Source organism: Shewanella sp. NKUCC01_JLK, assembly GCF_019345615.1.
Lineage (GTDB): Bacteria > Pseudomonadota > Gammaproteobacteria > Enterobacterales > Shewanellaceae > Shewanella > Shewanella oncorhynchi.
In genome coordinates this window covers 45752-69919 of record NZ_JAHKRD010000001.1, presented here as the reverse complement: position 1 = coordinate 69919, position 24168 = coordinate 45752, and the positions used below count along the sequence as shown (strand labels likewise).

Annotated in this window: 19 protein-coding genes and 3 tRNA genes; 10 read left to right on the top strand and 12 right to left on the bottom strand. The window is 45.7% G+C overall.

Annotation, left to right across the window (positions count from 1 at the left end; all coding sequences use genetic code 11):
* Window positions 1-27 precede the first annotated feature (27 nt).
* From KO537_RS00330 to KO537_RS00315, 4 genes are all read right to left on the bottom strand, one after another.
* Window positions 28-1173 carry a PLP-dependent cysteine synthase family protein gene (locus KO537_RS00330; protein WP_173244964.1) on the bottom strand — a complete coding sequence of 382 codons (1146 nt, stop codon included), beginning with the start codon at window positions 1171-1173 and terminating at the stop codon, window positions 28-30.
* 231 nt (window positions 1174-1404) lie between these two features.
* Window positions 1405-1489 (bottom strand) — tRNA-Tyr (locus tag KO537_RS00325).
* A 142-nt stretch (window positions 1490-1631) separates the two neighbouring features.
* Window positions 1632-1716, bottom strand: a tRNA-Tyr gene (locus KO537_RS00320).
* Window positions 1717-1787: 71 nt separating this feature from the next.
* A tRNA-Tyr gene (locus KO537_RS00315) sits at window positions 1788-1872 on the bottom strand.
* A 125-nt stretch (window positions 1873-1997) separates the two neighbouring features.
* Between KO537_RS00315 and KO537_RS00310 the strand changes: the two genes are divergently transcribed.
* The 3 genes from KO537_RS00310 (at window position 1998) to KO537_RS00300 (ending at window position 5410) form a co-directional block, all read left to right on the top strand.
* On the top strand, window positions 1998-2486 hold the full coding sequence (locus tag KO537_RS00310) for a VC2046/SO_2500 family protein (RefSeq protein WP_219233570.1): 489 nt from the start codon (window positions 1998-2000) through the stop codon (window positions 2484-2486).
* 208 nt (window positions 2487-2694) lie between these two features.
* Complete coding sequence (locus KO537_RS00305) at window positions 2695-2982, top strand: DUF406 family protein (protein ID WP_219233569.1); 288 nt, start codon at window positions 2695-2697, stop codon at window positions 2980-2982.
* Window positions 2983-3226: 244 nt separating this feature from the next.
* A complete protein-coding gene (locus tag KO537_RS00300; RefSeq protein ID WP_198573477.1) occupies window positions 3227-5410 on the top strand; it encodes a GGDEF domain-containing phosphodiesterase in 2184 nt (727 codons plus the stop codon).
* A gap of 150 nt (window positions 5411-5560) precedes the next feature.
* On the opposite strand, the gene KO537_RS00295 is transcribed toward KO537_RS00300, so the two are convergent.
* Window positions 5561-6079 carry a YchJ family protein gene (locus tag KO537_RS00295; protein ID WP_131524167.1) on the bottom strand — a complete coding sequence of 173 codons (519 nt, stop codon included), beginning with the start codon at window positions 6077-6079 and terminating at the stop codon, window positions 5561-5563.
* Window positions 6080-6183: 104 nt separating this feature from the next.
* Window positions 6184-6759, bottom strand: a complete 576-nt coding sequence (locus tag KO537_RS00290) for a nuclear transport factor 2 family protein (protein ID WP_131524168.1) — start codon at window positions 6757-6759, stop codon at window positions 6184-6186.
* Between the two features lie 118 nt (window positions 6760-6877).
* Here KO537_RS00290 and smrA point away from each other — a divergent pair, with 118 nt between their 5' ends.
* Entirely contained in the window at window positions 6878-7468 is a 591-nt protein-coding gene (gene smrA / locus KO537_RS00285) for a DNA endonuclease SmrA (protein WP_173244959.1), read from the top strand.
* A gap of 84 nt (window positions 7469-7552) precedes the next feature.
* Here smrA and KO537_RS00280 read toward each other — a convergent pair whose 3' ends face one another.
* Window positions 7553-9418, bottom strand: coding sequence for a M2 family metallopeptidase (locus tag KO537_RS00280; protein WP_219233568.1), 1866 nt, complete (start codon window positions 9416-9418; stop codon window positions 7553-7555).
* Window positions 9419-9638: 220 nt separating this feature from the next.
* Between KO537_RS00280 and KO537_RS00275 the strand changes: the two genes are divergently transcribed.
* Entirely contained in the window at window positions 9639-10277 is a 639-nt protein-coding gene (locus KO537_RS00275) for a TetR/AcrR family transcriptional regulator (RefSeq protein ID WP_028760001.1), read from the top strand.
* A 16-nt stretch (window positions 10278-10293) separates the two neighbouring features.
* Window positions 10294-12573 carry an acyl-CoA dehydrogenase gene (locus KO537_RS00270; protein ID WP_168825236.1) on the top strand — a complete coding sequence of 760 codons (2280 nt, stop codon included), beginning with the start codon at window positions 10294-10296 and terminating at the stop codon, window positions 12571-12573.
* Window positions 12574-12816: 243 nt separating this feature from the next.
* Here the strand turns inward: KO537_RS00270 and pyk are convergent, their stop codons facing one another.
* A complete protein-coding gene (gene pyk, locus KO537_RS00265) occupies window positions 12817-14256 on the bottom strand; it encodes a pyruvate kinase (protein WP_105252459.1) in 1440 nt (479 codons plus the stop codon).
* A gap of 187 nt (window positions 14257-14443) precedes the next feature.
* A complete protein-coding gene (locus KO537_RS00260) occupies window positions 14444-15298 on the bottom strand; it encodes a MurR/RpiR family transcriptional regulator (RefSeq protein ID WP_006081563.1) in 855 nt (284 codons plus the stop codon).
* Between the two features lie 312 nt (window positions 15299-15610).
* On the opposite strand from KO537_RS00260, the gene zwf reads away from it, so the two are divergent.
* The 4 genes from zwf to KO537_RS00240 are packed head-to-tail and all read left to right on the top strand — an operon-like array spanning window position 15611 to window position 20304.
* Window positions 15611-17083 (top strand): glucose-6-phosphate dehydrogenase, encoded by a 1473-nt coding sequence (zwf, locus tag KO537_RS00255; RefSeq protein ID WP_028759998.1) that lies wholly within the window; start codon window positions 15611-15613, stop codon window positions 17081-17083.
* A gap of 9 nt (window positions 17084-17092) precedes the next feature.
* Complete coding sequence (gene pgl, locus KO537_RS00250; protein WP_105252460.1) at window positions 17093-17791, top strand: 6-phosphogluconolactonase; 699 nt, start codon at window positions 17093-17095, stop codon at window positions 17789-17791.
* Window positions 17792-17815: 24 nt separating this feature from the next.
* Window positions 17816-19642, top strand: coding sequence for a phosphogluconate dehydratase (gene edd, locus KO537_RS00245; RefSeq protein ID WP_028759996.1), 1827 nt, complete (start codon window positions 17816-17818; stop codon window positions 19640-19642).
* Window positions 19643-19662: 20 nt separating this feature from the next.
* Window positions 19663-20304, top strand: coding sequence for a bifunctional 4-hydroxy-2-oxoglutarate aldolase/2-dehydro-3-deoxy-phosphogluconate aldolase (locus KO537_RS00240; protein WP_028759995.1), 642 nt, complete (start codon window positions 19663-19665; stop codon window positions 20302-20304).
* A 190-nt stretch (window positions 20305-20494) separates the two neighbouring features.
* On the opposite strand, the gene KO537_RS00235 is transcribed toward KO537_RS00240, so the two are convergent.
* The 3 genes from KO537_RS00235 to KO537_RS00225 form a co-directional block, all read right to left on the bottom strand.
* Window positions 20495-21844 carry an anti-phage deoxyguanosine triphosphatase gene (locus KO537_RS00235; protein ID WP_173244953.1) on the bottom strand — a complete coding sequence of 450 codons (1350 nt, stop codon included), beginning with the start codon at window positions 21842-21844 and terminating at the stop codon, window positions 20495-20497.
* A 25-nt stretch (window positions 21845-21869) separates the two neighbouring features.
* Window positions 21870-22457 (bottom strand): 5'-deoxynucleotidase, encoded by a 588-nt coding sequence (yfbR, locus tag KO537_RS00230; RefSeq protein WP_173244950.1) that lies wholly within the window; start codon window positions 22455-22457, stop codon window positions 21870-21872.
* A gap of 209 nt (window positions 22458-22666) precedes the next feature.
* On the bottom strand, window positions 22667-23881 hold the full coding sequence (locus KO537_RS00225; RefSeq protein ID WP_131524175.1) for a pyridoxal phosphate-dependent aminotransferase: 1215 nt from the start codon (window positions 23879-23881) through the stop codon (window positions 22667-22669).
* Window positions 23882-24168 lie beyond the last annotated feature (287 nt).

Genomic DNA, 24168 nt, shown 5'->3' with positions numbered 1-24168 from the left:
CTAAACCTAATGACTTAATACCGTCGCTTAATCAAGCTCACTTAACTGGCCGAAATGATTAAATGCTGCAAGTTGGCGCTGATAGGGCGCAATATCGCCAATGTTAGCTGTAATCCAATCTGTATCGTAATAAGTATCAAGGTAACGCTCACCCGAGTCACAAATGAGGGTCACTATTGAGCCTTGCTCTCCACGCGCTTGCATTTGTACGGCAAGTTGCAATGCGCCGTACAGGTTGGTTCCTGTGGATGCGCCGGTTTTGCGGCCAATTAATTGTTCTAACCAATGAATCGTCGCCACCGATGCGGCGTCGGGAATTTGCAGCATAGTATCGACAACTCCAGGAATAAACGATGGCTCGACTCTCGGTCGACCTATGCCTTCAATCTTACTGCCATTGCAACAGGTTAAGCTGGCATCGCCGCTCTGATAGAAATCAAAAAAAACGGAGTTTTGCGGGTCGACTACGCAAAGTTGTGTTGCCAACCTCTGATAGCGAATGTAGCGGCCTATGGTCGCCGATGTGCCGCCAGTGCCTGGGCTCATCACTATCCACCGCGGGATAGTGTGTGGCTCGCGCTCCATCTGATTGAAAATCGAGTTAGCGATATTGTTATTACCGCGCCAGTCGGTTGCACGCTCGGCGTAGGTGAATTGATCCATATAATGGCCGCCGAGCTCTGCGGCAAGGCGCGCCGATTCTGCGTAAATCTCACTGGAATGATCGACAAAATGACATTGGCCGCCATAGAAAGTGATCTGCTCAATCTTCTTTTTAGCTGTGCTTTTGGGCATCACGGCAATAAAAGGTAAACCGAGTAAGCGGGCAAAGTAGGCTTCAGAAATCGCCGTACTGCCCGATGAGGATTCGATAATTGGCGTGCCTTGCTTAATCCAGCCGTTACACAGGGCATAGAGGAAGAGTGAGCGGGCGAGGCGATGCTTCAAACTCCCTGTCGGGTGGGTACTTTCATCTTTAAGATAAATATCTATGCCATCGAGCATAGGTAATTCAAGCTTAATCAAGTGGGTATCGGCGCTGCGCTGAAAATCCGCTTCAATCTTGCCTATTGCGTGGGCTTCCCATGTTGGGCAGAGTCTGTGAGCGCTGTGAGAATCCACTGGTGGTTGAATCGTGTTAGAAATCATAGTAGTCACATCGAAAGGGATCATTTTCAGAGCATATCACAGGGACGGGCAAAGCGGTTTTATTGGATGAGCTTGAAGTCATTCGCTTAAAGTAGAGCACGACGTAATTGAAATCAAAAACAAATGTCGCTCACCAAGAGGTTTACTTAATATAGAAATGCCAAGAATTTAATTAGATTAAGCTGGAACAGTCAGATTAAGTTGAAAAAGACTATGCGGAAGTGGAACAAGAAGGATATGCGAGAGTGAAAGAAATGGTGGAGGGAGAAGGATTCGAACCTTCGAAGGCTGAGCCGTCAGATTTACAGTCTGATCCCTTTGGCCACTCGGGAACCCCTCCACAAACTTTCTTTTTAGCTTTACAACTGACTTTTAAAATTGTCTTTCAAAACATCATCAATAACGGACTTGTTTATCAAGACAAAACTAAACATTGGCCATGTTTAGTTTTTGAAAATGATTCTCTGCGTTAGAGATAAAGATGGTGGAGGGAGAAGGATTCGAACCTTCGAAGGCTGAGCCGTCAGATTTACAGTCTGATCCCTTTGGCCACTCGGGAACCCCTCCACGAATACCTTTAACGCTTTTGTAAAACTCTACATCATTTTCGAACAACACGATAAAACTTGCAGTGCAAATGGTGGAGGGAGAAGGATTCGAACCTTCGAAGGCTGAGCCGTCAGATTTACAGTCTGATCCCTTTGGCCACTCGGGAACCCCTCCTCAATTGCGGCCGCCATAGTAGTCAGAAACCTTTTCCATGTAAATACCCAATTTAAAAATATTCCTAAAGTTATGTATCAAATGGTCGATTAACTAACAACGAATTGTTTTGACGATGTTTTTTTATGCAAATTGATGTTCCTTTAGTCAACGAAGCCCAAATTGGCACCCGCTTAAACGCGGCGATAGAAAACGACAGACGGGGCGAATTCGCCCTGTTGCTGTCGTTACTGTCGGTTGACGCACGGGACATGGCACAATTCCAATGGCAAAATGAACTCGATATGGCGCAAAAATTACAGCGTCAGTTCGAATTATCACCGCAGCAAAGTTTAATGGCGGATTTATCGTCTGCTGAACCAGTGGTTGATAACAGCAGTATTTTTATGGCTCAAGGTCCACGTGCGTTTCAATTACAACAAGCATTGCGACCGGAAGCCTTAGTCATCCGTGGCGGCGAGTCAGTCGCAATGGCAGAAGCGTTAAGTAACTGTGACCATGTCACTCAGCTGAGGCAAAGGGGCCAATTAACCGCACCCAAAGTCGAGATCATGCACTTTGCTGATCAATTGGCAATCCAACGTAATCTTGTACCTTTGCTCGCTTCAGCCTAAGCCTGTCTTCCCGCAAGCGATCTTCAATACCCATCGGGTCAATCTGATCCATTTCGATAAATAAGCGTGAGCTAAAGCCAGTTATCTTGAAGCTTAATTACCTATAATTCGTATTAACCTATCGAGTTAAAATTTACCGCGTTAAAAATTTAACGAGCATATTTTAGTGATGCCGTTAATCAGTCGCTCTATACATTAAGGAATACAGATGAAAGGCATAATAGAAGCACAGAGCCCGACAGTGAATGACACTTGCACCGATTGCGGCAGCTTTGTCGATATCGGCGCCGTTATTGATGAGCACGATACGTTATTGACGTTAAATTTTGTTGGCGATAGCGCTCAAGCAGATGCCGAAAGCATGGCAACACGCGCTCAAACTCGATTTGCTGAAGTGCAAACTGAATTTGTGACTAAAGCTGAAGGCGTCGACTTACTGCTGACCTTCAATGTCAGCGCGGAAAAAATGATTTTTCAATTGGAAAACGGCCTGTAATTTTTAAAGCAGCACTTTAGTTTTTAGTCGGTTATGGATATCCGGAAATCGCGCTAATTGCCTAAAAATGCTGCTATTGTTAACCAAATTGTAATAAATTGTGCCACATGTTGCTGTGCTTACAACAGTTAGTGTAATCTGCCTCCAAATAAGAATAATTCAATCAGCTTAATTCCACATTTTGAGGTAAGTTTGCTAACAGCAAAGACCTTTAGCCCAACACGAAGTTTTGTAGGGAACCAGCGTGAAGCGACGTCAGCATCAGCATTTATTGGAGTCTTTGGTACAGTCAACTGCAAAACAGCAGGGCGATTTCACAAAGACGGCAGAGTTAACCACAGAGTTGTTGTGCCAGAATTTAGCGGTTTCTTTGGTATCAGTGTGGACTTTTTCATCTGATCAACAAACCCAATCACTCGTCGCACAATTTGGTTCTATGATGTTGCAAGACATTCATAGACCTAAGTTACTACAAGATTGCCCCCGGTATGTACACGAGCTCAAAACTCTGCGCCATATCGATGCAGGCAATGCCCTCACCGATCCACGTTTAAGTGAATTGGCTGAGTGCTATTTTATCCCGCGGCAAATCAACTCGAGTCTCGACATCGCCATTCGTATCAATGGCCATCTCGAAGGTGTGCTCTGCATCGAGCGGGCACAATTGACTCCCCACTGGCATGACAGTGAAATTCACCTCGCGTGCCAGATGGCTGACCAATTAGCCCTGACCTTAGCGACAAAACACAGCTACGATAAAGAAGAAAGCTTGAGTTTATTTCGCTGTGCCACTGAACAATCACGACAAATCAGTATGTTAATTAATCTGCATACTGAAAAAGTCGAGTATGTGAATCAGGCGCACAGTGAAATCACCGGTATGCCCCGTGAGCAGATTATCGGCGCGAACATCCGTGAGTTGGCTTTTTTCAAGCAGCATGCCCAGTTAGCCGAGCAAACCCTAGCGCAAATCTTTAGGGGCGAAATTGCCAAAGGCGAAGTGCAGTTTAGTCGTGCCGATGGCAGTCGTTATTGGCTGACATACGTGCTGAGTCAGTTCATTACCGATCGCGGCAATCATTATGCCTTGGTCTCGTGTGAAGAAAATACCGATGAGCATAACTATAAGTCAGAGCTTGAACGGCTTGCTTGGCGTTGTGGATTAACGGGACTCCATAACCGTACTCATTTTAATCGAGTCCTTGAACGTACCACGAAGGGACTGTTGTTATTAGTTGATTTAGTGGGATTTAAGCGTTTTAACGATACCTATGGTCATGAAAATGGCGATAGTTTGTTGATAGAAATTGCCCGCCGTTTGAAACATTTTTCTGAGATTAATAAGGCCACCGAAATTGCCCGCGTCGGCAGCGATGAATTTGCCGTGCTGTTGACCGATGATAATGCGGTTTACGATCTCGATTATTTTAGTACGCGCCTGTATCAACATCTTGCCATGCCTATTTTAATCGGCCGCGAGCAAGTCGAACCAAAGCCTGCTTTAGCTGTGGTTGATATTGCCTCTGTGGCGAGTTTGTTTGCCCCATTAACCTGTGCCGATATTGCAGTGCAGTATGCTAAAAAGAAAAAAGGCACTGCAATCCAAGTATTTAACAGCACGTTATTGAGCGCATTTAAAGAGGATGCGCAGATAGAACGTGATTTACACAGTGCGATCCGTGGTCGTCAGTTTGAGCTTTATTATCAGCCACTGAGGGATCTTGAGCAGAATACCTATATTGGCGCCGAAGCCTTAATCCGTTGGCATCATCCTAAAAGAGGCGTGTTATTTCCAGCTTCCTTTATTGATATTGCTGAGCAGTCGGGGATGATTAATTCCATCGGCAGCTGGGTTTTAGAGGCTGCTTGTCGACAGTTGAACCTATGGCAGCATCATAATGCAGATATGACAATGCATGTGAATGTGTCGGCCCGCCAGTTCTTCAGTGGTAATTTATTCGAGCAAGTGTGGCAGTTGTTGACACGTTATCGCTTGAAACCTAAGACGTTAATCTTAGAGATCACTGAGACTGAATTGATGGGTGATATTCGCCACGCGACCTTGTTATGCCAAGAATTAGCGGAATTAGGCGTAGGGCTCGCGATTGACGATTTTGGGACGGGTTACTGCTCTATGCGTTATTTGAAGCAGTTTCCGATCAGTAAACTTAAGATTGATCGTTCGTTTATTTCAGATCTTACCGTCAGCCGCGAAAGTCGCGAAATTGTGTCAGCCATTATCGCCATGGCGAATGCATTAAATATATCTTTGACGGCAGAAGGGGTTGAAACCCTTGAGCAAGAAGCATTTTTAGCGAAAAGTTTTTGTCATCAGGCGCAGGGTTATCTCTATAGCCCTGCATTACGGGAGCCTGAGTTTGCACAATTTATCTTGTCGGCTAAAAGTGCTTCGGTCATAACCCACTAAGTCACAATTATTTCAAATGTGCTGCTCACGATAAAATAAAGGCAACCTAGGTTTGTAATCTAGGTTGCCTTTATTATTCATCTCTGTGCTTGTTCAATCAGCACTATAAACCTTCATCGTCATTCTCTAGTGCAGTTCAGCACTGTATATCTATCGAGATTTTAAACAGCATTGTTTGAATTTTTTGCCACTATGGCAAATACAGAGATCATTTCTACCAGGCAATTTAGCCGTCATTTGCTGGCCTTGGCTGTAATACCAGCGACTTGCTTGATAGATGAATTCGGATCGCTCATAGATAGCATCAATTTCACCATCGAGCTTATACCAAGCTTTAAAAGTAACAGTGCCATGTCGTTGTTCAGCTATCGCCGCTTGAGCATTGTGGATTGGTGTTTCAGTACTGCTCTGTACATCTAATCCTAACCAATGTGGATGAGGACCAGTAGTGAGGCTCGTGAGAGTAAGGCCATTTAGATGGTCAGGGTGATGTGTTTTTAAAATGTAATCAAAATTTTTCAATACAAATGCGCAGTAGCGTGAGCGCATAAGCTGTTCAGGTGTACGGGCAATCACTTGCCCAGTGTCTACATGCGTATGCAGTGGACCACAGCAATCTTGATAGCTTATCCCACTGCTACAGGGGCAGGCTTGTGTAGTTATAGTCATGTTAGCTAAATCTTTAATTTAATTGTATTTGTTTAAATTTATTCGATTTCTATCTAAATGCGTTAGATGTGAGATAGTCCATTTAAACGTAATCGGCATTAATATTAGGGTAATTTTTTACCCGCAGGTAAAGGCGGAAATTGGCGACCATAATATAAGTTAGGTACCGGTTTCGCATTCAGATAATAGCTAGGTTCTGCGCGGTTATTGGTATCTAAGCTCACTTTCCATTGGGTGGATGAGACTTTTTCTGAACCAATAGCAAACTTGCCCGCAAATTCACTCACAGGTTCGCCGGTTTCTTGTGCTGGGTAAAATCGAACCAAATAATAGCCTGTATCTATGGCACCATTACCGATAATTTTGCGTTTAGTAATGCGAAAATCCACGTCGATAGTGGCTTTTTTGGCGCGGATTTTATCGAAAAACTTCTTGTAAATGGCGATAATATTGTCTCGTCCATAGTAAATTTCTTTACTTTGACTTTCAGATAAGTAGCTAGCGTCATCAGCGTAAATCTCACGGGTCACCTCGGGGGACAATTGATTAAAAGCGCTAATAAACAAAGGATAATTAGCGTTGATCAATTGATCATCAGTGGATTTTGTATGAGTTTTAGCTGGATTGGCTAAGCTTGGCAGTGACAATAAGCACATCAGGACTAGCGGCAAAAATTTCATTACTTTATTCTAATCTGGCAATCATGGCGTCACTATAATGGAGGCGCTCGCTGAACTAAAGCCTTGAATGTTTACAAAGTGTGTTTCTATACAAGAGTGTGAAGTAAAGGAGCTTGCCATGCTGGATGATGAATCAGCACTGTTTTTTGAGGAAATGGCTGGAGTCGTGCCACTAAAAGGCGATATGCCAGTGGTAAATTTAGCACCGAAAGCGTTGACGGCTGAGCAAATACACAGACGCGATGCTTTACAACGGGAAGTCTTCCTAGCGTGTATGCCACTGGATTTAAAAGTATTTCCACAGCAAGCGCCAGATGACATTGTGAGCTTTAAGCGTGAGGGGGTACAAGGCGGCGTTTTTAAACGACTCCGAATGGGGCAATACAGCATCAAGATGGAGCTTGATGTGCATGCTTATCGGTTAAACCAAGCTCGTGATGCCGTCCTTAACTATTTACTGGCAGCGCAGGCACATGGTGAACGCTGTGTCATGTTGATCCACGGTAAAGGCTATCAGAGTCAACCCTTTGCGGGATTGCTCAAATCCGCTGTGTGCTATTGGTTATCACAACTCGACATGGTGCTTGCCTATCATTCGGCGAAAACCGAGCAGGGCGGTGCTGGGGCACTTTATGTGATGTTAACTAAGTCAGAACAGCTCAAGCTTGAAAACCGTGAAGCTAATCGTAAAGGCATGGGATGGCGTTAGATTAAACAGATAAGTATTGAATAAAAATGCCCAATTTTATTGGGCATTTTGTTTTATGTTATTGGGTGATGATTTAACGAACCCTTACCAACCACACTGGCGGTTTGCGGTGGTATTTTGCTCATCTAACCATGTTTTAAGTGGGGCGAAGTAATCGAGCACCGCTTTTGCATCCATCGTTTCTTTGCCTGTGACTTCTTTCAATGCTTCTGGCCAAGGTTTACTTAAGCCTAACTCGAGCATCTTATTGAGTTTCTCTCCCGCGGCTTGATTACCATAAATACTGCATCTGTGTACCGGACCTTTATCGCCTGCAGTTTCACACAGCGCTTGATGGAATTGGAATTGCAAAATATGCGCTAGGAAGTAACGGGTGTAGGGTACATTGCCTGGTACATGGTATTTAGCACCCGGATCAAAATCTGCTTCACTACGTTCAGTCGGTGCTTTTACGCCTTGGTATTTTTCCCTCAGATCCCACCAAGCTTGGTTATATTGGGCAGGCGTGATTTCGCCGCTAAACACTTTCCAGCGCCACTGATCTATCATCAGGCCAAAGGGCAAGAAAGCAATTTTGTCTAAGGCTTGTTTTAGTAAGAGGCCGATATCCTTAGATGCATCAGGTACTTCTTCTAATAAGCCGATTTGCTTTAAATAGCTTGGCGTAATCGACAGTGCTATTGTGTCACCAATTGCTTCATGGAAACCATCGTTAGCGCTGTTTTTAAACAGGAATGGTTGTTGCTTATAAGCGCGTTGATAGAAGTTATGCCCAAGTTCGTGGTGGATAACGCTAAAATCTTCGGCAGTTTTTTGGATACACATTTTAATGCGGATATCGTCGAGATTATCGAGATCCCACGCCGAAGCGTGACAAACCACATCACGGTCCTTTGGCTGAACGAATAGAGAACGTGCCCAAAAACTTTCTGGCAATGGTGCGAACCCTAATGATGTGAAGAAGCCTTCGGCTTGTTTCACCATTTTATGCTCGTCATAGCCTTTCTTTGCCAGTAACTCAGTGACATCGTAACCCGGATCAGCATTGTTAGGGGCGACGAGATCATACACATTACCCCATTGCTGGGCCCACATGTTGCCAAGTAAGTGTGCCGGGATGGGGCCAGTGGTCGGTGCGACGCTATCGCCGTATTCTTTATTGAGTTCACCGCGCACATAACAGTGCAAAGATTCATAAAGGGGTTTTACTTGGCCCCAAAGACGATCGAGTTCCTGTGAAAAATCATCGGGTTTCATATCATATTGACTGCGCCATAGCTCAGACAGGTTGGCATAACCGAGATCCTTTGCGCCTTCATTGGCCAGTTCAACTTCGCGTTGAAACAAGGGGCGCATGGGTTTAGCTATTTCACGCCAGCCTTTCCATGCTTCCAGTAATTTTACGGGATCTCGTGATTCGGCCATTAAGCTCGATAGCTCAGGCTGAGTCATACACTTGCCGTCGGCAAAACAGTATTTACCTTTGCCGTACAAGCCATTTAATTCTGAACTAATTTGCGCCAGCTCGGTATTCTTCGCAGGATCGAGCGGCGCGGGTAACACTAATGCACTGCGCAGTATATTGAGCTTGCGGGCATTTACGGGATCGAGTTGCACATTGGCATACTTAGCCGCCTCGGTTGCAAATTTTACCGACGCTGCACTGACCTTTTCGCCGACTGCGGCAGACAGGGCCGCGGTATCATCAGTAATAAAGTTGCTGTAAATCCACTCGGCGCGATTAGATTCAATCGATAATTCGGCCATCTTGGCTTCAGCATCGTTAATAAAAGCAATGGCTTGTGCTTTATCTGGGGCGGTATTGATGACAACTGCTTCTACTGTAGCTGTTTTGTCTGTTTTACTTTGTGCATCATTACAGGCCGTTAATCCCAGCGCGAGTGCCACTGTGAGGGCGATTTTACTGCGACGATTCAATGAAATAACCATGTCTAGTTGTCCTTGTTGTTTTTGTGTTACACAGTTTACCTAAACCACAGGGTTATTGCACAAGGGTTAATTGACTTGTTTTTAACACTTATTCGGACATGTACGACATACCGCTTATATCACAGACTAGAAAGCGGTGAATTTGTCCAATTTTAGTTTGACATCCGTGGTGCCAATGTTTAATTTAAACGAGTGTTTTAAATTAATTCAAGGTCACGGAATGGCAAGTCGATCCGATACAAAAACTAGAATACTTGATGCCGCAGAAAAACTGTTCGCCGAACGGGGCTTTTCTGAGACTTCCTTGCGACTCATTACCAGCAAAGCTGAGGTGAATTTAGCATCGGTCAATTATCACTTTGGTTCTAAAAAAGAGCTGATCCGTGCAGTGTTAGCCCGCTATTTAGACGTATTTATGCCTGCTGCTTCAAGCCAAATTCACCGTTTAAATGCCGCTCCAGCACAAGCTACACTCGAAGAGATCCTGTCTTCTTTGGTCGATCCTTTATTGGATTTAAACGCGCTACGTACCGAAGGTACCACGATCTTCCTGCAGCTTTTAGGCCGTGGCTATATCGAAAGCCAAGGGCATTTACGTTGGTTTATCACGACCCATTACGGCCAGCATCTGGATGCTTTTGTTAAAGCCGTTTCGGCCAGTGCGCCACATATTCCACCCGCTGAAATGTTTTGGCGCTTACACTTTACCTTAGGCACTATCGTGTTCACTATGGCGTCCGCTGATGCCCTAAATGACATTGCTGCTGCTGAGTTTGGTGAGCATAACGACATCGAAGCCGTGATCCGTAAAGTGATCCCCTACATGGCGGCTGGCGTATCAGTCCCCGTTTCTTCTTAATTAAAAGGTCTTGATAATGTTGACGATTATAATTCTTGCCCTGATAGCCATTGTCGTGTTGTTTGCGGTGAAAAATATCCGGATGCAGTTTATTACCCGCCCAGTTTTTAGTTTTTTCAAGAAGGTCTTGCCGCCACTTTCAGATACCGAGCGCGAAGCGATGGAAGCGGGTGATGTCTGGTGGGAAGGGGAGTTATTTCGCGGAAATCCTAACTGGAATACCTTGCATAGCTATGGCAAACCCACGCTAACTGCAGAAGAAAAAGACTTTATTGATAATCAAGTGATGACAGCACTGACGATGATCGATGATTTCGACATAGTTCATAACCGCAAGGATTTACCGCCAGAGCTGTGGGAATACTTTAAGAAAGAAGGTTTCTTCGCACTGATCATTCCGAAGAAATTTGGTGGTAAAGCTTTCTCTGCCTATGCAAACTCGACCATTGTCAGCAAATTAGCCAGCCGTAGCGTAAGCGCCGCTGTGACTGTGATGGTGCCTAACTCTTTAGGCCCTGGTGAGTTGCTAACCCACTATGGTACGAGTGAGCAGAAAGAACGTTGGTTACCAGCTTTGGCCAAAGGCGATGAAATTCCTTGTTTTGCATTAACTGGTCCAGAAGCGGGCAGTGATGCCGGCGCTATACCAGATGTGGGTATTGTGTGCCGTGATACCTTCAATGGCGAAGAAATGCTCGGGCTAAAACTCACCTGGGATAAGCGTTATATCACGCTGGCGCCTGTAGCAACGGTTCTGGGGTTAGCGTTCCAAATGCGCGATCCTGAAGGTCTGCTTGGCGATAAGAAAAACTTAGGTATTACCTGTGCGCTGATCCCAACGGATCATCCTGGTGTGGTTATTGGTCGTCGTCATAATCCGCTGGGCATGGCGTTTATGAACGGTACTACTCAAGGTAAAGAAGTGTTTATTCCGCTCGATTGGATTATCGGTGGCCCTGAGTTTGCCGGTAAAGGCTGGCGTATGCTGGTTGAGTGTTTGTCAGCGGGTCGCGGTATTTCATTGCCAGCATTGGCAACGGCTTCTGGTCACATGGCGACTAAGACGACAACGGCTTACAGCTATGTGCGTCACCAGTTTGGAATGGCAATTGGTCAGTTTGAAGGGGTGCAAGAAGCGCTGGCGCGTATTATTGCCAACACTTATCAGTTAGAAGCCGCACGCCGTTTAACAACCACGGGTATCGATCTTAAAGTCAAACCTTCGGTCGTGACCGCGATAGCTAAGTACCACATGACTGAATTAGGCCGTTCTGTGATGAACGATGCCATGGATATTCAATCGGGTAAGGGCATTCAATTAGGACCTAAAAACTATTTAGGCCACCCTTATATGTCGAATCCAATTTCGATCACTGTGGAAGGCGCGAATATTCTAACCCGCTCATTGATGATTTTTGGTCAAGGTGCGACTCGCTGCCATCCTTACGTACTTGCCGAAATGGAAGCCGCAGCGATGGAAAACCAACATGAAGCCTTAGAGCGTTTTGATGCGTTATTAATGGGTCATATGGGTTATGCCACGCGTAATGCTTTCAGTGCTTTGTTTAGCGCGTTAAGCGGTAGCCGTTTTGGCAGTGCGCCAGTGAGCGGTGAAACTAAGCAGTACTATAAAGATATGTCGCGTATTTCGTCTGCATTAGCCTTAATGACAGATTTATCTATGCTGATCATGGGCGGCGATTTAAAACGCAAAGAAATGCTGTCGGCACGTATGGGTGATGTGCTCAGCCAGTTGTATTTAGGCTCAGCGACCTTGAAGTTATTTGAAGATAATGGCCGTCAACAGGACGATTTGCCTGCGGTACGTTATGTAATGGCCAATCGTTTGCACTTGGCGGCTAAAGCGTTGGAAGACACGATTCGTAACTTCCCGAGCCGTCCTGTGGCCTGGTTACTGCGCGGCTTAATTTTCCCGCTGGGTAATCACTTCACTGCACCGAGCGACAAAATGGCGACCGATTTAGTTAGCGGTATGTTGAAGCCTGGCCCTGCTCGTGAACGTATTACTTTCTTATGTCCTGAATTTGAAGGGGATAAGGGCGGTATTGCTGAAGTAGAGCAAGCATTTATCGCGCAATATGCCTGTAAAGATATCTATAAAAAACTGAAGAAAGCGCAGCGTGCCGGTGAGTTGCCAGCAAAAGTGCCGAATCTAGTCTTGTTTGCAAAAGCACTCGAGACTGGCGTTATCACTGCCGACGAAGAACAAAAGTTACAGCATGCTGATAAGCTGCGCTTAGCGGCAATTAATGTGAATGATTTCGAAGCGTTATAGTGATTGCTAGTGTTTGATGTTCGCGTTTAATGTTAATGCAGTTTGGTCTAAGCGGTGTTAAGTTCGATAGCTAAGCCGTTTGGGCCGCTTAGATTTCCTTCAGCAATGAGAACCTGACAAATTTCCATCAACAGAAATAAGCACTTACAGAAAACAGTCAATATAAAAAAACCACCTTCATGAGGTGGTTTTTTATTGGCTGTTTTCTAACGAGCTTGAGTTGTTAGAGGAAGCTTAAGCAACTTAAGCTACGATCAACACTTTACAGGTGTTAGTGCCGCCGATCGTTTCCATTGCATCGCCTTTGGTCATCAGCACCATATCACCGCTATTCAAATAACCAGCCGCTGTTAATGCTTCTAACGCTTTTTGCGCTAGCTCATCGGCTGGGTGGATAGTTGAATCGAAGTAGATTGGTAACACGCCGCGGTACAAGGCCATTTTGGCTAGGGTTGTTGCGTGACGTGATAAACCCAAGATTGGCAGTGAAGAACTGATACGAGACATCAACTGTGGTGTTGCACCTGATTCAGTCAGAGCGATAATCGCCTTAACGCCTTCTAGGTGGTTTGCTGCATACATAGTTGATAGCGCAATGGTCTCTTCAACTGAAGTGAAACGCACATCTAATCTATGTTTAGACACAATCACACTTGGGTGAGATTCAGCGCCAACACACACATTTGCCATTGCCTTAACGGTTTCTTCTGGGAAGTCACCGGCAGCAGTTTCAGCAGATAACATCACAGCATCGGTACCATCAAGCACAGCGTTCGCCACGTCCATTACTTCGGCGCGGGTTGGCATTGGGCTTGAAATCATCGATTCCATCATCTGGGTGGCAGTGATGACGACTTTATTCAGTTGGCGTGAACGGGCGATTAACTTCTTTTGTACTGCAACGAGTGCTGCATCACCAATTTCAACACCTAAGTCACCACGGGCAACCATAACAACGTCAGACGCTAAGATAACATCATCCATAGCGGCATCGGTCGCAACCGCTTCAGCACGTTCAACTTTAGCAACGATCAACGCATTACAACCTGCTTGACGGGCAAGATCGCGTGCATAGTCCAAGTCAGCACCACTGCGCGGGAAAGACACGGCTAAATAATCCACTTGGATCATTGCTGCAGTGAGAATGTCAGCCTTGTCTTTTTCGGTCAGCGCAGCAGCAGAAAGTCCGCCGCCTTGTTTGTTAATACCTTTGTTGTTAGATAAAGGGCCTGCCACAGTCACTGTGGTATGCACTTTACGGCCTTCAACACGCTCAACGCGTAATTGAACACGGCCATCATCTAACATCAGGATATCACCAACAGTCACATCGTCTGGCAATTGCTTGTAATCGATACCCACTTGGGTCTCGTCGCCTTCACCTTTGGCTAACTCGGCATCAAGTACATAGGCTTGACCTAATACGAGTTGTACTTTCTTATTGTCTTTGAAAGTAGAAACGCGGATTTTAGGGCCTTGTAAGTCACCAAGAATGGCCACATGAACGCCTAACTCTTTAGCGATTTCGCGCGCTTGAGTTGCTCGTTTTAGATGATCTTCGGGGGAACCGTGGGAGAAATTAAGACGTACAACGTTTGCACCTGCCGCGATGATGCGGCGTAGGTTATCATCACGATCGGTAGCGGGACCTAGAGTGGTGACGATTTTGGTTCTGCGGAACATAAGGATACTCCGTTAAAGTTAAAAAAAATCTTGGGACTATATTACCATGCAATTCCAAATTTTGTAGTAAAGTTACAATCAAATTGATCTAAAGTTATGTATGAAAATTGTGAGGTATCGCTGATATTTGCACGATAAATGGCTAGGTTAAGGATCAACACTAGCCATTTTTAGAAAAGGAAGTGAGTTACAGTATCGGATCTTTATTGATGCGAGACTCTTTTAACACTTCTTTCACTCGTTTCAAATTATCGCGGAAACGTGGACCTCTACGTAAGGTAAAACCCGTTGCCAATACATCTATAGTGACTAATTGGGCTAAACGCGAGGCCATAGGTAAATACATGTCAGTATCTTCTGGCACTTCCATTGTCACGGGCAGTGTACATTCCATTGATAAAGGCGAGTTGCGGGCGGTAATACCAATCACAGCTGCACCATTTTCTCTCGCTAAACGCGCGATTTCAATCAATGACTTAGTACGGCCAGTGTGGGAAATCAATACCACCACATCGCCCTCATTACTGTTAATACAGCTCATGCGTTGCATTAGAACATCGTCAAAACAGATGACAGGGACATTAAATCGGAAGAATTTATTTTGCGCGTCATGGGCAACTGAAGCGGATGCGCCTAGGCCAAAAAAGGAAATAGTCTTAGCTTGAGTGAGAATATCAACGGCTTTATTAATGGCTGAAATGTCTAGGCTTTGACGTGCGGTATCGAGCGAAGCCATTGAAGATTCGAATATTTTTGTCGTATAAGACTCAGTCGAATCATCTTCTTCAACGTGGCGGCTCACATAAGGTGTACCGTTCGCAAGACTTTGCGCTAGATGTAACTTAAAATCAGGGAAACCTTTAGTATCTAAGCGGCGGCAGAAACGATTCACAGTAGGTTCACTGACATCTGCCATCTTAGCCAGTGTGGCGATGCTAGAATGTATAGCTGTCTGTGGTGATGCTAAGATCACCTCTGCAACTTTGCGTTCTGATTTACTAAAATGGGTGAGGCTTTTTTGAACCTTTTCTAGGGTATTCATACGCGTATGTCCGCTAAATTGAGAATGTAATTTTATTTATTTTTATTTCGTGGGAGCAGATCAAGACTGGCAGCCCACTAATAGACTCTATGTAGTAACTTTTCAGTACAATTTTGAAATAAGACTTTACTACCTTCAGTAATTTAAGCACAAAAAGCATATCAGATTTATGCAGCAAGTGACTAGTTAGCAAGAATGTTAATATTTATAAAAATAGATGCATTTAACAAATTCTGTTGTTATATTACAACAAAAGTGTGGATTTCTTCATCGACATGAAGGGACACGACATACAAAGGAGATCGTAACGCAATGGGCAAAACAACATCAGGCGCCAAAGCTTGTGACTTCGTACTCTTTGGTACTAAAGGCGATTTGGCACGACGCAAGTTGTTACCTTCTTTATACCAGCTAGATAAAGCTGAACTTCTCGATAAAGATACGAAAGTGATCGGTGTCGCGAAAGACGAGTTTACTCAAGATGAGTTTATCGAATTAGTCACGCTTGCATTAAACACCTTCGTGAAAGAGCCTTTGTGCGAAGAGACTCTCCAACGTTTTCTGTCCCGCTGCCACTATATAGGCACTAACTTTACCGATTCAGCGGGCTACAGTGCCTTCCATGATCTGCTCAAACCAGAAGAGCGCGTTATGGTCAGTTACTTTGCTACGCCACCTGCAATATTCGGCGACATTTGCCGTTGTTTGCATGAACAAGATCTTATCCACCCAGATTCACGCGTGGTGCTCGAAAAGCCCATCGGCTCAGATTTAGACTCTTCTCGCGTTATCAATGACCAAGTTTCCGCTTACTTCAAAGAACGTCAGGTTTACCGTATCGACCATTACTTAGGTAAAGAAACCGTACAGAACTTGATTGCCCTGCGTTTTGCGAACTCTTTATTTGCCTCTAAGTGGGACAACCGTACGATTGACCACGTCCAGATCACAGTCGCAGAAGAAGTGGGTATCGAAGGCCGTTGGGGTTACTTCGACAAAGCGGGTCAAATGCGTGACATGATCCAAAACCATTTGCTGCAAGTGTTAACGCTCGTTGCCATGGACCCACCTGTTAACTTAGACGCTGACAGTATCCGTGATGAAAAAGTTAAAGTACTTAAATCACTGCGTCCGATTAATTCTGACAATGTGTATGAAAATACCGTACGCGGTCAGTACAGCGCAGGCTTCTTAAAGGGCAGTCCAGTACCGGGTTATTTAGAAGAAGAAGGCGCCAACCTTCAATCACACACAGAAACCTTCGTGGCTATTCGTGTGGATATCGACAACTGGCGTTGGGCGGGCGTGCCTTTCTATTTACGTAGCGGTAAACGTATGCCGTTTAAGAGCTCTGAAATTGTGGTGTATTTTAAAAACCCACCGCATAACTTATATCGCTCAAGCTACCGTAATCTGCCACCGAACAAGCTGACGATCCGTCTGCAGCCCCATGAAGGGGTTGAAATCCAGATGATGAACAAAGTGCCAGGTTTGGAGCAAAAACAACGTCTACAAACCACTAAACTCGATTTGAGCTTCTCTGATACCTTTAAAAATGAACGTATCGCTGATGCCTACGAGCGTCTATTACTCGAAGCTATGCTCGGTAATCAAGCGCTGTTCGTGCGCCGCGACGAAGTCGAGCAGGCATGGACTTGGGTGGATGGCATTATCCAATCGTGGGAACAAAGCAACGAAAAACCAAAACCTTATCCTGCGGGTACTTGGGGTCCAGTTGCGTCAGTTGCTTTGATCACCAAAGATGGCCGTTCGTGGGACGAGTAGGAGACTTTGATGATTAAAGAAACCGTATTCAAATCTTTCGATACGCCAAGTGCGTTAGAACAACAGCTTGCGAATAGAATTGCGAGCCAGTTGCAGGAAGCCGTCGATGCCCGCGGAAAAGCGAGCTTAGTGGTTTCCGGTGGTTCGACGCCGCTTAAGTTATTTCAACTATTGAGCATGAAATCCATCGATTGGAGTGATGTTTATATCACGCTTGCCGATGAGCGCTGGGTTGAAGCCGACGCCGATGCTTCTAATGAGCGTCTCGTGCGTGAACATTTATTACAAAACCGTGCGGCGAATGCCAAATTCCGCGGTTTAAAAAACATGTTTTCGACCGCAGAAGCGGGCGCCGATATGGCCGCCGAGTCCTTGTCTAACTTCCCACGTCCTTTTGATGTGGTGGTGTTAGGCATGGGTAACGATGGTCATACTTGTTCTTGGTTTCCCTGCAGTGCAGAGCTTGAAAATGCGCTCACAACCCAAGCCCTGTGTGTGGCGACGAACCCCACCACAGCGCCCCATGGCAGAATTACGCTCTCTAAGAGTGCGATTTTGAACAGCAGACAAATCTACCTGCACTTGGTCGGGGAACAAAAATTATCCGTATATCGTCAAGCGTTAGAAAGTGATGATGTCCATGCTATGCCTATCAGAGCCGTATTAGCGCAGCGTAAAACGCCCGTTGATGTGTTCTGGAGCGCTTAAGGAGTCACTATGCACTCAGTAGAAATACATTCAGTAGTTCAAGCTGTTACCGACAGAATTATTGCCCGTAGCAAAGCGTCACGTGAAGGTTATCTCGCCGCATTGAATGATGCCCGTAACCATGGTGTACACCGTAGCTCATTGAGCTGTGGCAACTTAGCCCATGGTTTTGCCGCCTGTAATCCAGACGACAAAAATGCATTGCGTCAATTGAATAAGGCGAACATCGGCATAGTGACGGCATTTAACGATATGTTATCTGCGCACCAACCCTATGAAAGCTATCCTGAATTGCTTAAAAAAGCCTGTCAGGAAGTCGGCAGTGTTGCACAAGTGGCGGGCGGTGTTCCGGCCATGTGTGACGGTGTGACTCAAGGTCAACCCGGTATGGAATTGAGCTTACTGAGTCGTGAAGTGATTGCGATGGCAACGGCTGTGGGCTTGTCTCACAACATGTTTGATGGCGCTTTACTGCTCGGCATTTGCGATAAAATCGTACCAGGTTTGCTTATCGGTGCCTTAAGCTTTGGTCACTTACCTATGTTATTCGTGCCGGCAGGGCCGATGAAATCAGGTATCCCGAACAAAGAAAAAGCCCGTATTCGTCAACAATTTGCCCAAGGTAAAGTAGATCGCGCGCAGCTGCTCGAAGCAGAAGCCCAGTCTTACCACAGTGCAGGAACCTGTACTTTCTACGGCACGGCAAACTCGAATCAGTTGATGCTTGAAGTGATGGGTCTGCAGTTACCTGGCTCATCTTTTGTTAATCCTGATGATCCACTGCGCGAAGCGTTAAATAAGATGGCGGCTAAGCAAGTGTGCCGTTTAACTGAAATGGGGACTCAATATACCCCAATCGGTGAAGTGGTCAGCGAAAAATCTGTGGTTAACGGCATTGTGGCACTTTTGGCTACTGGCGGTTCAACTAACTTGACGATGCACATTGTCGCCGCGGCTCGTGCTGCCGGTATTATTGTGAACTGGGATGATTTTTCTGAATTATCCGATGCTGTACCATTAGTGGCGCGCGTGTATCCAAACGGTCATGCCGATATTAATCATTTCCATGCAGCCGGTGGCATGGCGTACTTAATCAAAGAATTGCTCGATGCGGGTCTATTGCATGAAGATGTGAATACCGTTGCGGGCTTTGGTTTACGCCGTTATACCCAAGAGCCAAGGTTGCTCGACGGTGAACTGCGCTGGGTCGATGGTCCAACGACTAGCTTAGATACTGAAGTGTTAACGTCAGTCGCATCACCTTTCCAAGGCAATGGTGGCTTAAAATTACTCAAAGGTAACTTAGGCCGCGCTGTGATCAAAGTGTCAGCAGTACAAGAACAACATCGTGTCGTTGAAGCGCCCGCAGTGGTGATTGACGATCAAAACAAACTCGATGCCTTGTTCCAAGCCGGTGCTCTGGATAGAGATTGTGTTGTGGTGGTTAAAGGTCAAGGCCCGAAAGCCAACGGTATGCCAGAGCTGCATAAATTAACGCCATTATTAGGCACGCTTCAGGACAAAGGTTTTAAAGTCGCGCTGCTGACTGACGGTCGTATGTCTGGCGCGTCGGGTAAAGTCCCTGCGGCGATTCACTTAACGCCAGAAGCCTTAGATGGCGGTTTAATTGCCAAAGTCCAAGATGGCGACTTGATCCGTGTCGATGCGTTAACAGGCGAACTGAGCCTGCTTGTATCTGAAGCTGAACTTGCCACCAGAGCAGCGGGAATAGTGGATTTACATCGCTCACGTTATGGCATGGGCCGCGAGTTATTTAGTGCGCTACGTTCAAATCTAAGTAGTCCAGAAACTGGTGCGCGTTGTACTAATGCCATCGATGAACTTTATTAATACAAAGGAAGAATAACGCAATGCTTGAGAATAACTGGTCACTACAGCCACAAGATATTTTTAAACGCAGCCCTATTGTTCCTGTTATGGTGATTAACAAGATTGAACATGCGGTACCATTAGCGCGAGCACTGGTTGCCGGCGGCATTAGCGTGTTAGAAGTGACTTTGCGTACGCCTTGTGCACTCGAAGCTATCACTAAAATCGCCAAAGAAGTGCCTGAGGCCTTAGTCGGCGCAGGGACTATCTTAAACGAAGCTCAGCTTGATCTTGCGATTGCCGCGGGTGCGCAGTTTATTATTACCCCAGGCGCAACGGTTGAACTGCTCAAAGCGGGTATGCATGGTCCAATCCCTTTAATTCCAGGGGTTGCGAGCATTTCAGAAGTGATGACGGGGATGGCGCTCGGTTACACCCACTTTAAATTCTTCCCAGCTGAAGCTTCGGGTGGTGTTGATGCTCTTAAAGCCTTCTCGGGTCCGCTAGCGGATATTCGCTTCTGCCCAACAGGTGGCATTACGCCAAGCAGCTATAAAGATTATTTAGCGCTGAAAAACGTCGATTGTATTGGTGGTAGCTGGATTGCGCCAACGGATGCAATGGAACACGGCGATTGGGATCGTATCACTCAACTTTGTAAAGATGCCATCGGCGCTTTATAAATCGAGCTTGACTTGAAATAGTGACAAAATAAAAACCACCGCAAGGTGGTTTTTTGTCTTTTATCTTTCGCATTTTGATAAAGAACGGCTGTGATCGCTGACTCTGTAGAAAGTCTAGCTTTTATAGAAACTCGTACATTTACAAACGGTCTGGCTTTATAGCAAGTCGGGCCGCGCAATGTCTGCTTACCTACATTTCCTTGCTCAGTTCCACATTTGAGCCCGCTTTGGGGCTAAATAGCTGTTGATACAGTCGCCCCGCAAACTCATCTGTCATCCCTGAAATATAGTCCGCCAACACTCTGTGACTGTTTAAGCCTTGTTGCTCACTTTCGCGCCAGCGCTCTTGGGTGTTCAGTGGCAGTAAACGCTCGGGATCGGAAGCGAAGGCTTCGAATAATCCCATCACAATCTGCTGGCCCTTATATTCGAGCATTTGGATCTCAGGTTTACGGATCACGTATTTATAAACCAGTTGCTTGAGCACATTGAGCGCAATGGCAAATTCTGGCTCTAACGTCGCATTAAAGCGTAATAATGGCTCTTCGAACACGTCATCTTCTGAGATAACAATAGCGGTGACAAAGCCATTAACGAGTGTGCCTATGGCATCTTTACGTAGGTGATGCTCATGGGAAAACAGCTTGTTGCCAATATCTGCCAGCTCTTGTTTTATCCACGCATCGCTGCTGTTGGTCAGTGTCGGCGCCACATCTTGATGCCACTGGGACGCTGTGACTATGCCCATCACAATCGCATCTTCGAGATCGTGCACCGCATAGGCGATGTCATCTGCCAGTTCCATAATCGAGCAATCGAAGGATTTAAACTGGGTTCGCAGATGTGGATAGTGGTGCAGGGCGGGGTGTGAACCTTGCTGAGTTGATGTAAAACGACGGCTATCCGCCTCAGACAAAGGCTCAAGCACCCAAGCGAAGATGTCGTTATCATCGTCGAAAATGCCCTTAACCGGCGGCCATTGTGACGGTTTTAACTGTCTGTGGTTGGTGATTTCATTATGTTCACCCGCGACAAATAGCTTCGAGTGCGGCGCAGGGTATTTCAAAATCCCGAGCATGGTACGCCGACATAAGTTCATCCCGAAATCTAATGTGTAAGGCTCAAGTTTCGATAAAATACGAAAGGTTTGGCCATTGCCTTCAAAACCGCCGTGGTCGCGCATCATGTAATTTAATGCGACTTCGCCACCGTGGCCGAAGGGAGGATGACCAATATCGTGGGCCAAGCACAGGGACTCTAATAAGCTCATAGAGCAAAGCAGCTGTTTATGTTGTGGATATTTACGTCTGAGCTGAGCAGCTATGCCGGTGCCAATTTGCGAGACTTCGAGTGAGTGGGTTAATCGGGTGCGATAGAAGTCATTCATGCCAACGCCGAGCACTTGGGTCTTGGCCTGAAGGCGGCGAAAGGCGGCCGAGTGGAGAATACGCGCCCTGTCTCTTTGGTAAGGGCTGCGGTGATCAAAGCGCCGTTGTTTATCTTCACCATGACGGCGTTCTTGCCAAACACTTGAAGTCATATGCATTCCTAGCGAGAGTGGAAAATCAAAGCATCTTGTTAATTTCGTCTAAATTCAAGGTGAAACTTGGCACAAAGCAGCTTATAAAATACTGTACTGCGGGATCTGGATTTGTCGCCAGCATGTCTTCGAGACGCTTACGGGCGGTATTGAATTCACTGTTGCCAGCGCGGTTTTCCTCAAGGCATTTAAGATAGGCACACAGAGTATCAGCCGATTTCACTATGGTCTTGTAAACGGGGTCGGCGTAATCGCTGATGAACAGACTGCGATAATCTTCTTTAAATTCCTCAGGTACCATATCTAACATGCGCTGCTCGGCAATCGCCTCAATCTTTTTATACTCGGCTTCAATTTCTTTATTGAAGTATTTTACCGGCGTCGGTAAGTCACCCGTGAGAATTTCACTGGCATCGTGAAAAATCGCCAGACTCGTGGCTTGATGGGGATCGAGCGTCGTGCCGAATTTCTTATTACTGATGATCACCAGTGCATGGGCCACCATGGCAACTTGCAGCGAGTGTTCTTGAACATTTTCAGTGCGAACGTTGTACATCAAAGGCCAGCGTTGGATCAGTTTCATGCGAGCTAAATGGGCAAATAAGTGACTCATAGTTTTCCTGCTAAAGAGTGAAATCGGAAGGCGACAAGCTGCAATGGAAGACATGAAACGAGTGAGTAGGCAGTATTGACGCTAGTGAAGTCTTAGATTATCACAGCCTTGGATGACACGTGAGCATGAGCGTAGAGGATTTAAAGAAATAGCTAAAAATAAAGCGACCACTAGGATCGCTTTATGTCTCAAACCGTTAAAGGGATATTTTACTGTCGATAGTTTTCGAGGAAGGCCCCAAACTCGGTAAATGCTTTCTTCAGATCTTCTTTATAGGGCAAGAAAACCACTCGCAAATGATCGGGCTCAGGCCAGTTAAAGGCGCTGCCATGGACTAACAGGATTTTCTTTTCTCTGAGCAAATCCAGCACTAAACGCTCATCATCCCGCAAATTGAATTTTTTCATATCCAGTTTCGGAAAGGCATAGAGTGCGCCCTTTGGTTTTTTAACGCTCACACCTGGAATTTGGTTAAGCAATTCGTAACAGGCATCCCTTTGGACTGTGAGGCGGCCATTAGGCAAAATAAGCTCGTTAATACTCTGATAACCGCCGAGCGCGGTTTGAATTGCATGTTGATTGGGCACGTTTGCACAGAGGCGCATCGAGGACAGCATTTCTAAGCCTTCGATGTAACTTTTAGCAGCCTTAAGATTGCCAGATAACATCATCCAACCAACACGAAATCCTGCTGCACGATAAGCCTTTGATAAGCCGTTAAAAGTAACAGTTAAAATATCGTCTGATAGACCCGCAGCAGGAATATGCTTGGCTTCGTCGTATAAAATTTTATCGTAAATTTCATCGGCAAAAAGGATCAGATCATGTTGACGACACAGTTCAACCACTTGCAGCAGTAATTCTCTGCTGTATACCGCTCCGGTTGGGTTGTTCGGGTTAATCAGCACTATGCCGCGAGTACGTGATGAAATTTTACTTTTAATGTCGTTGAGATCGGGGAACCAGTCCGCTTCTTCATCGCAGCGATAATGCACAGCCTTGCCGCCCGCGAGATTCGCCGCTGCTGTCCACAGGGGATAGTCTGGTGAGGGGATTAAGATCTCATCATCGGTATTCAGCAGGCCTTGCATTGCCATCATAATGAGTTCTGAAACGCCGTTACCTATATAGATATCTTCGATATCGACACCAAAAATCCCTTGGGCTTGATAATGCTGCACTATGGCCTTACGGGCAGAGAATAATCCTTTTGACTCACAGTAGCCTTGGGCACTGGGTAAATTGAGGATCACATCGCGCACAATTTCTTCAGGCGCTTCGAAACCGAAGGGGGCCGGATTACCAATGTTGAGTTTGAGGATTCGATGCCCCTCGTCTTCTAAACGTCTGGCTTCCTTGTGCACTGGGCCGCGGATGTCATAGCAAACGGTATCCAGCTTGTTGGATTTGATGATAGGGCGCATTTACACCTCGGAACATGCATAAAGTTTTGGCTTAAGTTAGCGCACCATAACGAAATTTCATTGTAGATGAAAGGGGGGATAAGCACAGAATTGCGCTTTTTTTATAAATATCCCTCAGTTAAATATGCTTTAACAGACGATTAAAGAAATCTGCACAAGTTTTATGTTCTGACATTGGCATGATTTTAAGATTGTTTATCTATTGGGTTGGTAGGGGAATCTTGTTTATGTTTTTTCATTTCGAAAGATGAAAATGCGTTTTCATTAGCTGACCCATATTTAATTTC